Source organism: Prochlorococcus sp. MIT 1011, from assembly GCF_047305235.1.
Classification (GTDB): domain Bacteria; phylum Cyanobacteriota; class Cyanobacteriia; order PCC-6307; family Cyanobiaceae; genus Prochlorococcus_B.
Genome location: NZ_CP138983.1, coordinates 422629 through 436602, shown reverse-complemented (window position 1 = coordinate 436602; position 13974 = coordinate 422629). Strand labels below are relative to the sequence as shown.

Sequence of the window (13974 nt, the reverse complement as noted above, 5' to 3'; positions counted from 1 at the left end):
AAAACCAATAGATAAACAATGAAACCATTGAGAATTTTAATTAGTAATGATGATGGAGTTTTTGCAGATGGAATAAGAACACTTGCCTCATCTGCAGCAAAAAGAGGACATAAAGTTACTGTTGTTTGTCCAGATCAAGAAAGATCAGCAACCGGGCATGGATTAACTTTACATTCGCCAATACGAGCTGAAAAAGCGGACGAGTTATTTGGAGAAGGTATTAAGGCTTGGGGCTGTAGTGGTACCCCCGCTGATTGTGTAAAACTCGCACTTAATGAACTTCTTGATCAAAAGCCAGATTTAATCCTTTCTGGAATTAATCATGGACCTAATCTTGGTACGGATATTTTTTGCTCAGGGACTGTAGCTGCTGCCCTTGAAGGGACTTTGGATGGAATCCCCTCGATAGCAGTAAGCATTGCAAGTTTTCAATGGAAAAGTTTTAGTTTTGCGGGAAAACTAGCACTAGATATTGCAGAAAAAGCAATACAACAAAGTTGGCCAAAAAACCTACTCCTAAATTTAAATATTCCCCCTTGTGAAGAAAAAGAGATGAGAGATTTGGTTTGGACAAGACTTTCAATCAGACAATATGAGGAGCAATTCATTCGTAGGGTCGATCCGAGAGGGAACACCTATTTTTGGATGGCTGGGGAGGCTGTAAAAGATCTTCAATCAGCTGGTGAAGGACCTAAAGGCTGGCCAAGTGACGTATCACAAATAGCGTTGCGCTCTCCTTCTTTAACCCCTATTCAACCTGATCTCTTTTGGAGAGGTGATTTAGATGATTTACCAAAACTAATATAAGAGTCAGTTTTTCCTATAAATTCTCTGTAATAACCATAAAGAAAAAATCAACCCTATTAAGTGTGCAAATAAAACTTGTGTATTACTTAAAACAGAGAGCATTTCTAGAGAGGTAATTGGATAATTTTCCATTGCCCTCATACCTGCACCTATAGAAATCCCAGGAGCTTGCATTGAAGCTTGAACAAATAAAGCACCTGCCAAGGATTGATATCCAACTGACGAAAAAACTAATCCCACCAAATCGACAATCAAGCCTCTCTTAAGCAATCGACTTGTTTCTCCTCTGCCCGGACGTGCCTCACTATCAAGTGCTCTCCCAGTCTTAACAATTAACCATCCTTGCCAAAGGCTAAATAGCAATAAAATAAATGCCAATGTCGTGAGAGACAAACCTGGACCCAGTCCTAATGCTCGCTCTGAGTTTCTAGCTAAACTACTTCCAACATTGTTGAACAACAAAACGCCAACTACTACTACACCCAAAATTGTTTGAATCCAAAATCGAATCCAACCAATTCTTCTCAATCCTAAAGAAAGCAATTGAAAGTCACGTTGATCTGCCATCACGATGAATAAGGCTATAAACCAAACTTGCCATCTAAGCATAAAAATTGCACGCCTATCTTGATTCCTCTCTGTGCTCCTGAAAACGCGAAACTACCTACAGCACTAGCTTTAGGTAGTTTCGACGGCCTACATTTAGGTCATAAAAAAGTAATAAAAGCCATATTAAAGGAGCCAATTGGTATCCCAACCGTTGTCAGCTTCTGGCCTCACCCACGAGAAGTTCTCTTCGGAGAATCAAGATTAAGATTAGATTTACCAAATGAGAAAACGTCTTTACTAGAGCCACTTGGAATAGAACAATTAGTTTTAGTTCCATTTAATAAAACTCTTGCTTCTAAAAGTGCTGAGACATTTGTAGATGAAATTCTTGTGAAAACCCTTCAAGCTAAGCACATTGCAGTTGGAGAAAATTTTAGATTTGGACGCAATAGAGAAGGTGACATTTCTACACTCAAGAGAATTGGTGAATCTCTTGGAATAAAAGTTTCTATCGTTCCAATCCTTGAAGACGATAATGGAAGACTCAGTAGTAGCAGAATAAGAAAAGCACTCAATGAAGGTGATTTAAAACATGCAAAATATCTATTAAAGCGTCCATATACCTTTATGGGGATGGTGGAAAAAGGTAGAGGTTTAGGGAAAACAATTGGATGGCCAACAGCAAATTTAAAAATAGATGGGCGAAAATTTCTTCCAACATTGGGGGTTTATGCAGCCTGGGCTTCAATAGCAAACAAAAAAGAACGTTTCTCAGCCGTTATGAACATTGGACCTCAGCCCACTATTGATCCAAACTCATTATCAGCAGTAGAAGTTCACCTTCTTGATAAAAAAATCAACCTGTTAGGACAAGAATTAATTATTGAACCTGTGCAAAGAATTAGACTTCAACAAAAGTTTGAGAGCATTGAAGCACTAAGCAAACAAATAACTTTAGATGCAATATTGGCAAAAGAAATTTTGGCAAACGATCTCTAAATTTAAGTAATTGAGGGATAAGCATTAGATAATCCCCACACAACAAATAAACCAATGCCCCCCAACAAAAAAACACCCCAAATAAGTACAGTCATATTGTTCTCAGAATCATTTTCCACAATAAAATTTAGATACATATCATCTAATAAAGGATGACATGAAATCAATGACTGTCACCCCTCCCTCTGATAATCGTATTGCTCAATTGATTGACGCGAACCTTGATCGAGCTAGAGAAGGGCTTCGAGTTATGGAAGATTGGTGCAGGTTTGGTCTAAAGAGGAGTGATTTTTCTATCCAAATCAAAGATTGGAGGCAGCAATTAGGAGTCCATCACCACAATATTTATAGAAAAGCGAGGCTTACATCCAACGACCCCGCAATGGGGGTTTCACATCCGTTACAACAAGTCAGAACGACCCCAGAGTCTGTATTTATCGCAAATTCATCCAGAGTTCAAGAAGCCTTAAGAGTTATAGAGGAATTTACTCGAACAACAGATCCGAGACTTTGTGAAATAGCCACTAAAATCAGATATAAAGCTTATGAAATCGAGCTAAAAGTACTTAATACCTCGGAAGGTATTGAGAAGAAAAAAACCTTAAAAGATTGTTCCGTATATTTAATTACCACAAACAGAAGGAATCTCGAAGAGGTTGTTCTTCAGGCCCTAAAAGCTGGCGTAAAAATAGTTCAATACAGAGAGAAATTTTTACATGATAATGAAAAAATTTCGCAAGCTAAATGCTTAGCATCTCTTTGCAAAGAATACAATTCACTATTTGTAGTCAATGACCGTATCGATATCGCACTTGCTGTTGACGCAGACGGAATTCATTTAGGGCAAGAAGATATACCAACCAAAATTGCAAGAGAGCTCCTAGGATCTGAAAAGATCATTGGTCGAAGCACACACTGCATTGAAGATATAAAAAATGCCGAAGATGAGGGCTGTGATTATATTGGTATAGGCCCTATTTTTCCCTCTCAAACAAAAAAACAACTAAACCCTATAGGAATTGACTACCTTTCAAAGGGATTAAGCAAAACTCTCCTACCTGCATTTGCTATTGGTGGAATCAATAGCTCAAATATCAACAAATTAAACCATATAAATAACCTACGTATAGCCGTATCAGATGCAATCATTAACTCAAATGACCCATTCTTAAAAACTGAAGAACTTCTCAAACTTTTAACATGAACTTAAAAATCAACGGTGAAATAAAAACTATTGAAAAATCTAACAAAGAAATCCTACTGGAGGGATTACTTGAACGCTTGGGCTTCAAACCTCAATTGGTTGTGGTTGAGTTAAATGGCGTAATTGTTAACCCAAAAGATTGGATAAGTACAAAAATAAAAGATGGGGATTGCTTAGAGGTTGTAACAATTGTTGGTGGAGGTTCCTACAGTTAATTAATACTGAATAAATAAGTGTTCAAAACTATTTGCTTTAACTGGATCAAAAGAAAACAGATTTTTTCTTTTCTGGTTGTTTCAACAATAATCTTCTCTTCTTTCTTTACCTATCCCAACATTGCAGCAGCAGCGAGTGGAGGACGAATAGGCGGAGGAAGTTTTCAGGCACCTTCTTCACCACAGAGGCAAAATTACGGAGGTTATGGAGGCAGTAACTTTGGAGGTTATGGAAGTGGCTATAGAGGAGGTGGTATTGGTTTTCCTTTCTTATTGCCAATATTTGGCTTTGGTGGAGGTGGGATTTTTGGTTTTTTAATAATTATGTCAATCGTTGGTGTAATTGTTAATTCATTTAAAAACTCTTCAAATTTTTCCAATGCAAGTAACGACTCAATAGTTTCTCAATCAATTAATCCCTCCAAAGTTTCTTTAATACAGTTTCAAATTGGATTACTGGCAAGTGCAAAAGAAATTCAAGTGAACCTTAGGGAGCTTGCTGCCTCTGCAAACACCTCAACTTCATCTGGGCTTCAAAGAATTCTTCAAGACACAACCCTCTCATTGTTAAGGAAGCCTGAATTATGGGTCTACTCAAATATAGAAACAGGGTCCGTTCCGTTCGCCTCCGCAGAATCAACATTTAATCGAATATCAATAACTGAAAGAAGCAAATTAAAAGCAGAACTCACATCAAACTATTCCGGTCAAATATCTACATCAACAAATAATGAATCGAATCCTGGTGATTCAGATTCAACAAATGAATACATCGCGATTACGATTTTAGTAGCGACAAAAAAGGATTTAAGACTGAACAACTTCCCAAGCAACGAACTCATCACAGAGGCGTTGAGACTATTAGGCTCAATATCATCAAGCGACTTAATAGCTTTAGAAGTCATCTGGCAACCAGATGGAGAAGGAGAGACCTTGAGAGAAGAAGAACTAATAACTCAATACCCAAATCTTAAGCATTTATAAAGAAGAACACGCCAATCCAACGACCAAATCTTAAAGATTTATAAAGCCAGTGTCTATAGCAACCAAAATCTTGATTTCTTTATATTTTCTTCGCCTAATTTAGGTAAACAACGCGTAAAAAAGATACAAATAAGAGTTAGCATTCGCTCACAGTTTTTTATTTTTTACAGAAGTGTCCGCTTCTTCACAACCAGAACCACGTTCAATGAAATGGGAAAGTTCGGGTGAACTAGCTCAGCGTGATTTGTCCGAGTTGGTTAATCGACTTTTAGATGTTGAATCGAGCAATAACAGTGATGAATTAACAAGACTCAGTAGCAAATATGACGAAGAGTTCTAACTCTATTTTTTTCCCCTTGCGCACCTTCGATTAATAGACCAACTTAGGTCAAAGTAAAAAAGTTGATGAGAAGGAAGCAAATTCAATGGATAAATACACCCGTTATTACTGAAGCAATATTTCGATATGAGAAAGGACTTCTACCTAACTCAATGAAATTATGGTTAGAACAAGTCTTAGAAATAGACTCCAAAAAATCTATTTAACAAGTCGAGATAAAATCCAATAATAATCATGACGACAAAATTCTTGAAGCAGCCATAGCAGCCCCATATCCATTATCAATGTTCACTACTAATAATCCTGGAGCACAGCTTGCAAGCATTCCTTCTAAAGCAGTTTTACCACCACCACTAATCCCATATCCAACTGACACAGGGAGTCCTATTATTGGCTGAGGAATTAATCCAGCGAGGACAGTAGGAAGAGCACCTTCCATTCCTGCGCATGCAATAACTACTTTTGCTGTTTTGATTTCTTCTAATCTCTCTAGAAGCCTGTGAATCCCTGCGACACCAACATCAATCAACAATTTCGTTTTTATGCCATGTAAATTCAATGCGATTTCTGCTTCTGATGCAACGCCTAAATCACTTGTTCCTCCAGTCAAAATAATTACTTCTTCCTTAAGAGAGAGACATTCCTCAAAAGATCCCATAGTTAAACAACCAGATATTTCATGAAATTTTGCAGAAGGAAAGTCAATTAAAAGTTTTTCTGCCTTTTCTTTTGTAAGTCTTGTCACCAAAGCTGTTTCAGAGGCAAGTTGATATTTTTTTAAGATTTCAGAAATTTGTTTAATTGATTTGTGCTCCCCCCATATAGCCTCAACTACGCCCAGTCGTTTTCTTCTCTGAAAGTCAACAATTGATTCATCCATTTTTCACTCTGGAATTAATTCTCCTTCATAAATCAAGGGGAAAGGGTTTCCAGTTGTTTCACCTGTTTCCTTTCTGGCAATATTTTCGAACTCCTTCTGAACAAAATTCACTTCTGACTGAGGGATCTTTTTCCAAAGATCTCTTGACTTCCAAGCAATCAACAAGATTGCCTCCTCATCTTTAGGATCCCAAAAAAGTTGGCGCCCTAAAAAACCATCTTTGTTCAATAGCCATGGTTCCCAACTTCCTTCTTCGGCTTTTAACCAAGCATGTTTAAATTTTTTGGGCACATCAAGCTTAAGGTGCTCGACAATAGATTCCTTTGGGAAATTCACTTTCAACAAAGACTCAGCTTGAATATTTTTCACGTTTCCAAAAACAGTAGAAATAAAAATCAAAGTAACAAATAGGAACCTCAATATTTTTTCAATAAGATTTTTCTTTCTACTTGTTTTCATTTTTTTTTCATCAAAACAACTGCATGACAACATATACCTTCCTCTCTTCCCTCAGCACCTAATTTCTCATTAGTAGTTGCTTTAACTCCTACATCATTAAAGTCAACTCCTATTTTCTTAGATATTTTTTCCTTCATCAAATCGATATAAGGTTTTAATTTTGGCCTTTCAGCAACAATAACTGAATCAATATTTTGAATTTGCCAACCTTTCTTCTCAATTAATTCCATTACCTGTTCAAGAAGAATCAAACTATCTGCATTTTTCCATTTAGGGTCATCTGGAGGGAAATACTTTCCAATATCACCCAAAGATAATGCCCCTAAGATGGCATCCATAATTGCATGGGTAAGAACATCTGCATCACTATGCCCATCAAGACCTAAACCTTCAGGGTGGCTTAACTTGACCCCGCCAAGTATTAAAGGTCGCCCAGCAACCAATCGGTGCATATCATAACCGTTACCAATTCTTATCATAGGAGACTTACAAGTCATAAAATCAATAGATAGATAGACATCAACCTGAATTGATTGAGATTATATATAAAGATTGTTGTTTCAAAAGCCTTCCGAGAAATGCAAAAGGTAATGGCATGTAGAAGTGAAATATAGTTCTAAAACCATAATTTGCTAATGTTGATATAATTTTCTTCTTATCATAAAAAATCTTATGATCTGGGTCACGATTGTATCCCGAATAGCAGGGAACACCTATCAATAATTTACCAGATGGTTTAATTATTCTTTTGATTTCTAGAAGAAATCTATCAGGATTTTCAATATGTTCAAGTACTTGGTCGGTTATAGCAAAATCCCATGAATTTTCACCAACTGGGAAAGTATCATTCTCAATGAAATCAGCATTTAAACCTCTCTCACGACAATATTCTACATTTAATGGATTAACATCTAAACCTAAAGATCTTTTAGAACCAAAGGAAAGAAAATCTCCTAATCCACATCCTATATCTATAAATTTATTGCCAACAATCAATCTTAGGGCTGGGTAAAGATAATATCTTCGGTACATCCTTCCAAAAACAGAAGTTCCCTTTAAATAATTGTTATATTCAATGTAATAGTCACTAACCTCATTTTTGTTTCTCATTTTCATGCAATATTTAATTCAATTTTAGAATTGATAATTTAACGAAAAAAAATACTTTATGATTATTATTTTCAAAAATTTTACAGAATGAAAAATCATTTTTTCATAAGCTAGTGTCATTTAATTAAAAGTATTTCACTTCTCAAGCATCTTTGTTTACAGCTCCAATCTCTTCTGCTCTTATTAATGCATTTACTAAAATTTCAATATTTCATCATTGTTCTGCAATCTTTAAGAGAGTAGATAAATTTGTCCTCCTTTCGGTCACTCTGCGTTAAATCTTATTTTAAGGATCTCCTCCAAAACTGGAACGGTAACTTAACGGTAATTCTCTTATAGCCTATCAGAACCCAGTGCTTGCAATACTTTTACCAGTCTGGATAATGGTTGTCATATTCGTTGCCTATTCGTAAGCTCACATCAGTTTTCAATAATGTGCTTTTCTTATCGAATGATAATTGGTCGAGCTTCCAAAGTTCGAACAAATCGGGTCTACGGGTCTGCGTCCTGATTTCTCTTTGCTTCTGCCTCCATTCTTTAATTAATTTATGGTTACCTCTTAGAAGAACATCAGGAACTTTCATTCCTTTGAATTCTGAAGGTCGTGTGTATTGCGGATGTTCTAAAAGAAACTCATTATGACTTTCATCTTCTAATGATTCGGCACTGCCTAAGGTTCCAGGCAATAGACGTAATACTCCATTAATAACAGTTATTGCAGGAATTTCTCCACCAGTAAGAACAAAGTCTCCAATTGAAATTTCTTCATCAGCTAGAGACCGAATCCTCTCATCAAATCCCTCATAGCTGCCACATATCAGAATGAGTTGATCTTCTTTAGACCATCTAGAAAAATCAGATTGAGATATTTTTCTACCTTGTGGAGTCATCAAAAGTATCTTTTTTTTATTGAGCTTTGGAATTTGATCAAACACCGAAAAATAAGGTTCAGGCTTTAAGACCATTCCAGCGCCTCCACCATATGGTTCATCATCAACTTTCCGATAATTATCTATTGCATGGTCACGAGGATTGTGTATATGAATTGATGCGATCTTCTCTTCAAATGCTTTTTTTATAAGTCCATGATTAAAAAATTTTTCAAATGCTTCTGGGAAAAGGCTTACCACATCGAATCTCAATTTAATCATATGAATTAGCTCCCTTCATAACCAAACTCATTAAGCCGAGAAGATTTACTTCTCCAATCAGGAACAACTTTAACAAACAATTCTAAATAGACATTTCCATTAATTAAAGTTTGAATTTGCAGTCTTGATTGCTGGCCAATTTTCTTTAACATCGATCCCCCTTTACCAATTAAAATTCCCTTCTGACTTTTTTTCTCAACACAAATAGTTGCAAGAATTCCTGTTCTTGACTTCTCTTTAGATTTTTTTTTCGAGAGTATCTCTTCTATTTTATCAATAGAGACTGCAACACTGTGAGGGACCTCTTCACGTGTATTAATTAACACTTGTTCTCTTATAAATTCAGCCATCAAAAACTTCTCAGGATGGTCACAAGTCATATCACTTGGATATAACTGAGGGCCCAAAGGTAGTTTTTTTTCTATTTCATTAATCAATTCATTACATCCCTTTCCTGTAAGAGCGCTACAACAAAAAACTGGCCAATTTGTACTCTCAAGAAAGTCTAAATATTCTTCCTTTCTTTCTTTAAATTGACTCATCTCTAAAAGATCACATTTATTCAAGGCTACAATCACTGGGATTTGTAAATTTCTAATCAAGTTTAAAATAAATGCATCACCCCTACCTGGAGAATGATTGGCTTCAAGAATAACTAAGACTGCATCCACCTCTCCAATAGATCTTTTGGCACTCTGAACAAGTCTTTCTCCTAATAAATGATGTGGTTTATGAATACCAGGAGTATCTACAAAAATAATTTGAGACTTTTTTTTGGTAAGTATTGCTTTTAATCGATTTCTAGTGGTTTGAGCAATGGGTGATGTAATAGCTATTTTCTCACCAATAAATTTGTTTATGAACGTTGATTTCCCAACATTTGGTCTACCTATTAATGCAATAAATCCAGACTTAAAATCCTCTGAATTTAAATCTCCCAAAGACATTTTCTTTCTCTACGATTATCTATAGCCTTACTCTAAAAGAGCAATAAAACCATGAATGAACAGAAACCAACTTTTAAAGAAGCTATGCAAGCATCCATGATTTGGTGCAAAAGTTGGGAGAATGATGAAATAAGTGACGAAGTTATTTCTGATCGAATTGGAGAGCTTATTAAATCGTTTGAAGGTGCAAGAGGGTTTTTTGTTGTAAGTCTTTCAATAGATTGCCCTTTAATGGATAGATTACCTGATGCATTAATTTTTCAACTAAGAAGTGCTGGAGAAAAAGTTATTGACTTAACCGTAAAGAATCTTGCGATGAGTTCAGCGATGATAATTGCACATCGAAAGAATAAAAATCCTCAGGAAATGCAATCAAAAAGAATCAAAATTCGGTGTATTGAATTACTTAAACTATTAGACTCAACTCAGGTAAAAAAACGTTTAGATGTTTTACTTGAAGCAACAAAAGGGAATGGAACGGATTTGAAATTTCTTAATAAATGGGGTTATAACGATGAACAAATCAATGCAATAACAGAAAGTATTTATGAAGTTGCAACATAAAAAAAGAGCCTTTCGGCTCTATTTTTTATGTTTAATTTAAAAGTCTTAATCTCTTCTGCCACCGCCTTGAAGAGCAATAATAAGACGAAGGACAAAAACAAATAAGTTTATATAAGTTAGGTACATTCCCAATGCTCCTGCTAAATACTGTTCGTCGTTATATCTTCTTGGCATAGTGTAGAAATCTACAAAAGACATCGCAACAAAAAGTACAGTTCCAAAGCCAGCAATCATTAATTCAAATCCGCTGCCTCCAAACATACCTGGAGCAAATAAACCTCCAATAAATTGGAAAACCATCGCGATAATCAAACCAAGCAATCCAAGGCCAACTGCACCTTGTAAAGCTTGGCCGACGTTATCACTCATCTTCCTGCCAACTGAAGATGCAATCACGAAAGTGATTCCAGTAGCGAATACAGCTGTTCCTATTGCTCCCATCCCTGCGACTTGAATTGCTAATCCAACAATCCCACTTAGAGTAAAACCAGTTAACAAGCTGAATCCGGTCAATAATGGAAGCGCTTTAGAATTATTTGCGTTGTTGGCAGCGCTGCTTGCCATGAAAAATAGAACTATTTCTGCAATAAAAGCGACTATAAACAGAGGGCCAAATATAGGATTGTTAGTGGCTTGTAAAGAAAGTCCACCTAAGACACCTAGTCCGGTTAATGCCATTCCTCCGCCTACATATGGCAAAGCTTTATTAACTACATTTGGACCAATAAGTGAACTTGATTGTGCTTCACGAATAGCTTGTTGGAAATTGCTGTTTGCTGGCATAACGCACCAGATAATTATTAATACTTATTTTGGCACAAAAAAAATAACTCTCCACGAATGTGAATGCGGATCACCCTATAGTCTGTTTTTTGTCTAGTTCTGCATAAGCATCAACAACGCTTTGAACAAGTGGATGTCTTACTACATCTGCGGATGTAAGTCTACAAACAGAAATCCCATCAATCTTTTCGAGTAAATCTGCTGCTTCAATAAGTCCACTCATCTGTCCGAATGGTAAGTCTACTTGGGTTACATCCCCAGTTACGACCATCCTTGATCTCTCACCAAGCCTGGTAAGAACCATTCTCATTTGTGCTGGAGTGGTGTTTTGGGCTTCATCTAGTATCACGAAAGATTCTTCTAAAGTCCTTCCTCTCATATAAGCCAAAGGAGCGACTTCGATCACATTCTTTTCTAAAAGTAAATTAGTTTTTTCTTGTCCAAGTAAAGAGTGAAGAGAATCATATAGAGGTCTTAAATAGGGATCTACTTTTTGCTGGAGGTCTCCTGGCAAAAAACCCAATCTTTCTCCAGCTTCAACTGCAGGTCTTGTCAAAATAATTTTCTCGATTTTTCTCTCTGTAAGCATTCGCACAGCTAATACTGTTGCTAAGAATGTCTTACCTGTTCCTGCAGGGCCTAAAGCAAAAGTAAGATCACTTTTTTCCATTGCTTCTACATAATTTTTTTGCCTAATTGTTCTTGGTCTTAAAAGATTTCCTCTTTGACTTCTGGCTAAAACTTTATTTGTTGATTTTACGTGATCATTTTTTTTTCCATTATCCAATGCTCGAGCAGCAGCCTGTAAATCAACGATAGAAACAATTTGCCCTTCTTCCCAAATTGGCCTAACTAATTCAACAATTGCTGCCGCTCTTTCTATTTGATAAGAATTTCCTTTTATTTCAAGTTGTAATCCCCTTAAGGCAAAAGATGCTCCAGTAAGGCTTCCCAATCTGTGAAGTGTTGATTGACCAGTTCCAGCTAGAGCAGTAGCAGCATCGGAATCAGGCAGATCTATACAAAAGCGACCTTCAGTGGTTGCTTCAGACATACATTTTCTTGAAGTTATTGATATTAATCAAAACTTCTTATTCAGAAGTTTCAGATGCGGCTGCATCTTTTTTCTTTGCTGATCTCTCTTTTCCCTGTTTTTGCTTTCCTAAAACTTCAGCTGGTCGAACTTTCTTTTCAAGGAGTCCTCCTTTTTCTAATAAAGTTCTTACCGCATCAGTAGGCTGTGCGCCTTGTCCTAGTCGAGTTCTTAAAGCCTCAGTATCTAATCTAGTTTCTTTGGTTCTTGGATTGTAAAAGCCTAGTTCTTGTAGGGGGCGACCATCTCGCCTTGATGTGCTATTACAGGCAACTAGACGAAAACTGGATTCACGCTTTTTACCAAACCGCTTAAGGCGGAGCTTGATCATCTTCTATTTATTTGTAAGTGGATTGAACGCAAAGGTTCTTCACTTTAATAATACTCCACAGATGATTAATTTAGCCTTTTGTTATCTCTAAAGATCACCAAAACCTTTCTTTTTCTTAACTGGTCGCTGTCTTCGGGGCGCCGAACCGGCACCTCCTCTTCCTTTCCTTGCTTGATATGGATTAGAACCTGATGAAGGCATTCCAGGAAGTCCTCCCATTCCAGGAAGTCCTCCATCCATGCCTGGGAGTCCTCCTCCAGTAGACATTTGCTTCATCAAGCCTCGCATCCTCTGAAAATCAGCGAGGACCTTATCAACGTCTGCCGGTTGATGGCCACTTCCACTAGCAACTCTTCGACGTCTTGAAGGTTGTGCTGCCAATAATTCAGGCTTATTCCTTTCCTCTTCTGACATTGAACCAATCATTGCCTCAATTTTTTTAAGTTGATCTTCTCCACTTTTAATCATTCCATCATCAAGTTTATTCATCCCAGGAATCATTTTTAACAACCCCCCTAACGAGCCCATTCGCTTTATCATCCTCATCTGCTTTACAAAATCTGAGAAGTCAAAAGTTGCTTCTTGAAGCTTCTTTTGCATGATTTCTGCATCAGCAATTTCAACTTCTTTCTGTGCTTTTTCAACAAGGGTTAGGACATCACCCATCCCTAAGATTCTGCTAGCCATCCTCTCGGGATAGAAAGGTTGCAATGCCTCAACCTTTTCTCCTGTTCCTATAAATTTGATTGGTTTCCCGCTAATTTTCCTAATAGAAAGAGCAGCGCCACCTCTAGAATCTCCATCTAGTTTTGTGAGAACAGCACCTGTTATTCCTACCTTTTCATGAAAACTTCTGGTAATGTCTGCGGCCTCTTGGCCAATCATTGAATCAACTACCAACAAAACTTCATCAGGCTGAACGGCCTCTTTAATTCGAACCATCTCACCCATCATTTCCTTATCAATTTGAAGCCGACCGGCAGTATCTACAAGCAAAGTATCAAATCCTTCTTCTCTAGCTTTTTCCAGACCTTTTCTTGCAATCTCCTCTGGCTTTAAATTGGAACTTAAACTAAAAACCTCTACATCAATTTGATTTCCCAGAGTTACTAATTGATCAATGGCTGCTGGTCTGTATGTATCTGCAGCTACCAGCAATGGTTTTTGATTTTTTTCTTTAAGGAGCAATCCAAGTTTTGCTGTAGCTGTAGTTTTTCCAGCCCCCTGAAGCCCAGCCATTAAAATCACGGTTGGTTTTTCATCTGAATTTGCCAAGGGATCGTTCTCTACCCCCATGACATTCACCAGTTGCTCGTGAACTACTTGAATAAATTTTTGCCCAGGATTTATACCTCTAACAACTTCTGTGCCAACTGCCTTGACTCTTACTTCTTCGATAAATTCTTTTACGACAGACAAACTGACATCTGCTTCTAAGAGAGCTCGTCTTACCTGCTTAAGTGCTTCATCAACATTTTCCTCTGAAATCTTAGCGTCTCCCTTGAATGCCTTTACGGCATCTTCAAATTGATTGGTTAGTTCATCAAACATTTTCTTA

The 13974-nt window shown here is 36.9% G+C and carries 18 protein-coding genes; 7 read left to right on the top strand and 11 right to left on the bottom strand.

What is annotated here, in order from left to right; all coding sequences use genetic code 11:
* The first annotated feature begins 18 nt into the window (after nucleotides 1-18).
* A complete protein-coding gene (surE, locus tag SIB75_RS02370; RefSeq protein WP_413683823.1) occupies nucleotides 19-807 on the top strand; it encodes a 5'/3'-nucleotidase SurE in 789 nt (262 codons plus the stop codon).
* Nucleotides 808-810: 3 nt separating this feature from the next.
* Here the strand turns inward: surE and SIB75_RS02365 are convergent, their stop codons facing one another.
* Complete coding sequence (locus SIB75_RS02365) at nucleotides 811-1374, bottom strand: DUF3611 family protein (RefSeq protein WP_413684766.1); 564 nt, start codon at nucleotides 1372-1374, stop codon at nucleotides 811-813.
* Nucleotides 1375-1434: 60 nt separating this feature from the next.
* Between SIB75_RS02365 and SIB75_RS02360 the strand changes: the two genes are divergently transcribed.
* From SIB75_RS02360 to SIB75_RS02340, 5 genes are all read left to right on the top strand, one after another.
* The gene (locus tag SIB75_RS02360) at nucleotides 1435-2355 is read left to right on the top strand and encodes a bifunctional riboflavin kinase/FAD synthetase (RefSeq protein ID WP_413683822.1); all 921 of its coding nucleotides are present in this window, start codon (nucleotides 1435-1437) and stop codon (nucleotides 2353-2355) included.
* A 157-nt stretch (nucleotides 2356-2512) separates the two neighbouring features.
* A complete protein-coding gene (locus SIB75_RS02355) occupies nucleotides 2513-3559 on the top strand; it encodes a thiamine phosphate synthase (RefSeq protein ID WP_413683821.1) in 1047 nt (348 codons plus the stop codon).
* The gene (gene thiS, locus SIB75_RS02350) at nucleotides 3556-3774 is read left to right on the top strand and encodes a sulfur carrier protein ThiS (protein ID WP_413683820.1); all 219 of its coding nucleotides are present in this window, start codon (nucleotides 3556-3558) and stop codon (nucleotides 3772-3774) included. The genes SIB75_RS02355 and thiS overlap by 4 nt, the downstream gene beginning before the upstream one ends.
* Before the next feature lie 18 nt (nucleotides 3775-3792).
* Complete coding sequence (locus SIB75_RS02345) at nucleotides 3793-4758, top strand: DUF1517 domain-containing protein (RefSeq protein ID WP_413683819.1); 966 nt, start codon at nucleotides 3793-3795, stop codon at nucleotides 4756-4758.
* A 172-nt stretch (nucleotides 4759-4930) separates the two neighbouring features.
* Nucleotides 4931-5098 carry a hypothetical protein gene (locus SIB75_RS02340; protein WP_413683818.1) on the top strand — a complete coding sequence of 56 codons (168 nt, stop codon included), beginning with the start codon at nucleotides 4931-4933 and terminating at the stop codon, nucleotides 5096-5098.
* A gap of 232 nt (nucleotides 5099-5330) precedes the next feature.
* On the opposite strand, the gene larB is transcribed toward SIB75_RS02340, so the two are convergent.
* The 6 genes from larB to era all read right to left on the bottom strand — a co-directional run bounded on the left by larB (nucleotide 5331) and on the right by era (nucleotide 9645).
* Nucleotides 5331-5978, bottom strand: a complete 648-nt coding sequence (gene larB, locus SIB75_RS02335) for a nickel pincer cofactor biosynthesis protein LarB (protein ID WP_413683817.1) — start codon at nucleotides 5976-5978, stop codon at nucleotides 5331-5333.
* Nucleotides 5979-5981: 3 nt separating this feature from the next.
* On the bottom strand, nucleotides 5982-6437 hold the full coding sequence (locus tag SIB75_RS02330) for a TIGR03792 family protein (RefSeq protein ID WP_413683816.1): 456 nt from the start codon (nucleotides 6435-6437) through the stop codon (nucleotides 5982-5984).
* Nucleotides 6434-6934 carry a 2-C-methyl-D-erythritol 2,4-cyclodiphosphate synthase gene (ispF, locus tag SIB75_RS02325; protein WP_413683815.1) on the bottom strand — a complete coding sequence of 167 codons (501 nt, stop codon included), beginning with the start codon at nucleotides 6932-6934 and terminating at the stop codon, nucleotides 6434-6436. Before ispF ends, SIB75_RS02330 begins: the two co-directional genes overlap by 4 nt.
* 22 nt (nucleotides 6935-6956) lie before the next feature.
* Nucleotides 6957-7547, bottom strand: a complete 591-nt coding sequence (locus tag SIB75_RS02320; protein ID WP_413683814.1) for a class I SAM-dependent methyltransferase — start codon at nucleotides 7545-7547, stop codon at nucleotides 6957-6959.
* A 368-nt stretch (nucleotides 7548-7915) separates the two neighbouring features.
* The gene (trmD, locus tag SIB75_RS02315; protein WP_413683813.1) at nucleotides 7916-8698 is read right to left on the bottom strand and encodes a tRNA (guanosine(37)-N1)-methyltransferase TrmD; all 783 of its coding nucleotides are present in this window, start codon (nucleotides 8696-8698) and stop codon (nucleotides 7916-7918) included.
* Nucleotides 8699-8703: 5 nt separating this feature from the next.
* The gene (era, locus tag SIB75_RS02310) at nucleotides 8704-9645 is read right to left on the bottom strand and encodes a GTPase Era (protein ID WP_413683812.1); all 942 of its coding nucleotides are present in this window, start codon (nucleotides 9643-9645) and stop codon (nucleotides 8704-8706) included.
* A 51-nt stretch (nucleotides 9646-9696) separates the two neighbouring features.
* Between era and SIB75_RS02305 the strand changes: the two genes are divergently transcribed.
* A complete protein-coding gene (locus tag SIB75_RS02305) occupies nucleotides 9697-10209 on the top strand; it encodes a hypothetical protein (RefSeq protein ID WP_413683811.1) in 513 nt (170 codons plus the stop codon).
* 45 nt (nucleotides 10210-10254) lie between these two features.
* Here SIB75_RS02305 and SIB75_RS02300 read toward each other — a convergent pair whose 3' ends face one another.
* The 4 genes from SIB75_RS02300 to ffh all read right to left on the bottom strand — a co-directional run bounded on the left by SIB75_RS02300 (nucleotide 10255) and on the right by ffh (nucleotide 13967).
* On the bottom strand, nucleotides 10255-10992 hold the full coding sequence (locus tag SIB75_RS02300) for a Bax inhibitor-1 family protein (RefSeq protein ID WP_413683810.1): 738 nt from the start codon (nucleotides 10990-10992) through the stop codon (nucleotides 10255-10257).
* 70 nt (nucleotides 10993-11062) lie between these two features.
* Nucleotides 11063-12046 (bottom strand): PhoH family protein, encoded by a 984-nt coding sequence (locus SIB75_RS02295; protein WP_413683809.1) that lies wholly within the window; start codon nucleotides 12044-12046, stop codon nucleotides 11063-11065.
* Nucleotides 12047-12083: 37 nt separating this feature from the next.
* Nucleotides 12084-12416: a 30S ribosomal protein S16 gene (gene rpsP, locus SIB75_RS02290; RefSeq protein ID WP_413683808.1), complete on the bottom strand. Its 333-nt coding sequence runs from the start codon at nucleotides 12414-12416 to the stop codon at nucleotides 12084-12086.
* An 87-nt stretch (nucleotides 12417-12503) separates the two neighbouring features.
* A complete protein-coding gene (ffh, locus tag SIB75_RS02285; protein WP_413683807.1) occupies nucleotides 12504-13967 on the bottom strand; it encodes a signal recognition particle protein in 1464 nt (487 codons plus the stop codon).
* Nucleotides 13968-13974 lie beyond the last annotated feature (7 nt).

What these genes read in the sequence shown, in the direction of transcription:
- SIB75_RS02295 (WP_413683809.1), bottom strand. Translation starts at nt 12,046, where the DNA reads ATGTCTGAAGCAACCACTGAAGGTCGCTTTTGTATAGATCTGCCTGAT.
- SIB75_RS02320 (WP_413683814.1), bottom strand. Translation starts at nt 7,547, where the DNA reads ATGAGAAACAAAAATGAGGTTAGTGACTATTACATTGAATATAACAAT.
- thiS (WP_413683820.1), top strand. Translation starts at nt 3,556, where the DNA reads ATGAACTTAAAAATCAACGGTGAAATAAAAACTATTGAAAAATCTAAC.
- SIB75_RS02365 (WP_413684766.1), bottom strand. Translation starts at nt 1,374, where the DNA reads ATGGCAGATCAACGTGACTTTCAATTGCTTTCTTTAGGATTGAGAAGA.
- rpsP (WP_413683808.1), bottom strand. Translation starts at nt 12,416, where the DNA reads ATGATCAAGCTCCGCCTTAAGCGGTTTGGTAAAAAGCGTGAATCCAGT.
- ispF (WP_413683815.1), bottom strand. Translation starts at nt 6,934, where the DNA reads ATGACTTGTAAGTCTCCTATGATAAGAATTGGTAACGGTTATGATATG.
- SIB75_RS02355 (WP_413683821.1), top strand. Translation starts at nt 2,513, where the DNA reads ATGAAATCAATGACTGTCACCCCTCCCTCTGATAATCGTATTGCTCAA.
- SIB75_RS02300 (WP_413683810.1), bottom strand. Translation starts at nt 10,992, where the DNA reads ATGCCAGCAAACAGCAATTTCCAACAAGCTATTCGTGAAGCACAATCA.
- larB (WP_413683817.1), bottom strand. Translation starts at nt 5,978, where the DNA reads ATGGATGAATCAATTGTTGACTTTCAGAGAAGAAAACGACTGGGCGTA.
- SIB75_RS02305 (WP_413683811.1), top strand. Translation starts at nt 9,697, where the DNA reads ATGAATGAACAGAAACCAACTTTTAAAGAAGCTATGCAAGCATCCATG.
- trmD (WP_413683813.1), bottom strand. Translation starts at nt 8,698, where the DNA reads ATGATTAAATTGAGATTCGATGTGGTAAGCCTTTTCCCAGAAGCATTT.
- SIB75_RS02330 (WP_413683816.1), bottom strand. Translation starts at nt 6,437, where the DNA reads ATGAAAACAAGTAGAAAGAAAAATCTTATTGAAAAAATATTGAGGTTC.
- surE (WP_413683823.1), top strand. Translation starts at nt 19, where the DNA reads ATGAAACCATTGAGAATTTTAATTAGTAATGATGATGGAGTTTTTGCA.
- era (WP_413683812.1), bottom strand. Translation starts at nt 9,645, where the DNA reads ATGTCTTTGGGAGATTTAAATTCAGAGGATTTTAAGTCTGGATTTATT.
- ffh (WP_413683807.1), bottom strand. Translation starts at nt 13,967, where the DNA reads ATGTTTGATGAACTAACCAATCAATTTGAAGATGCCGTAAAGGCATTC.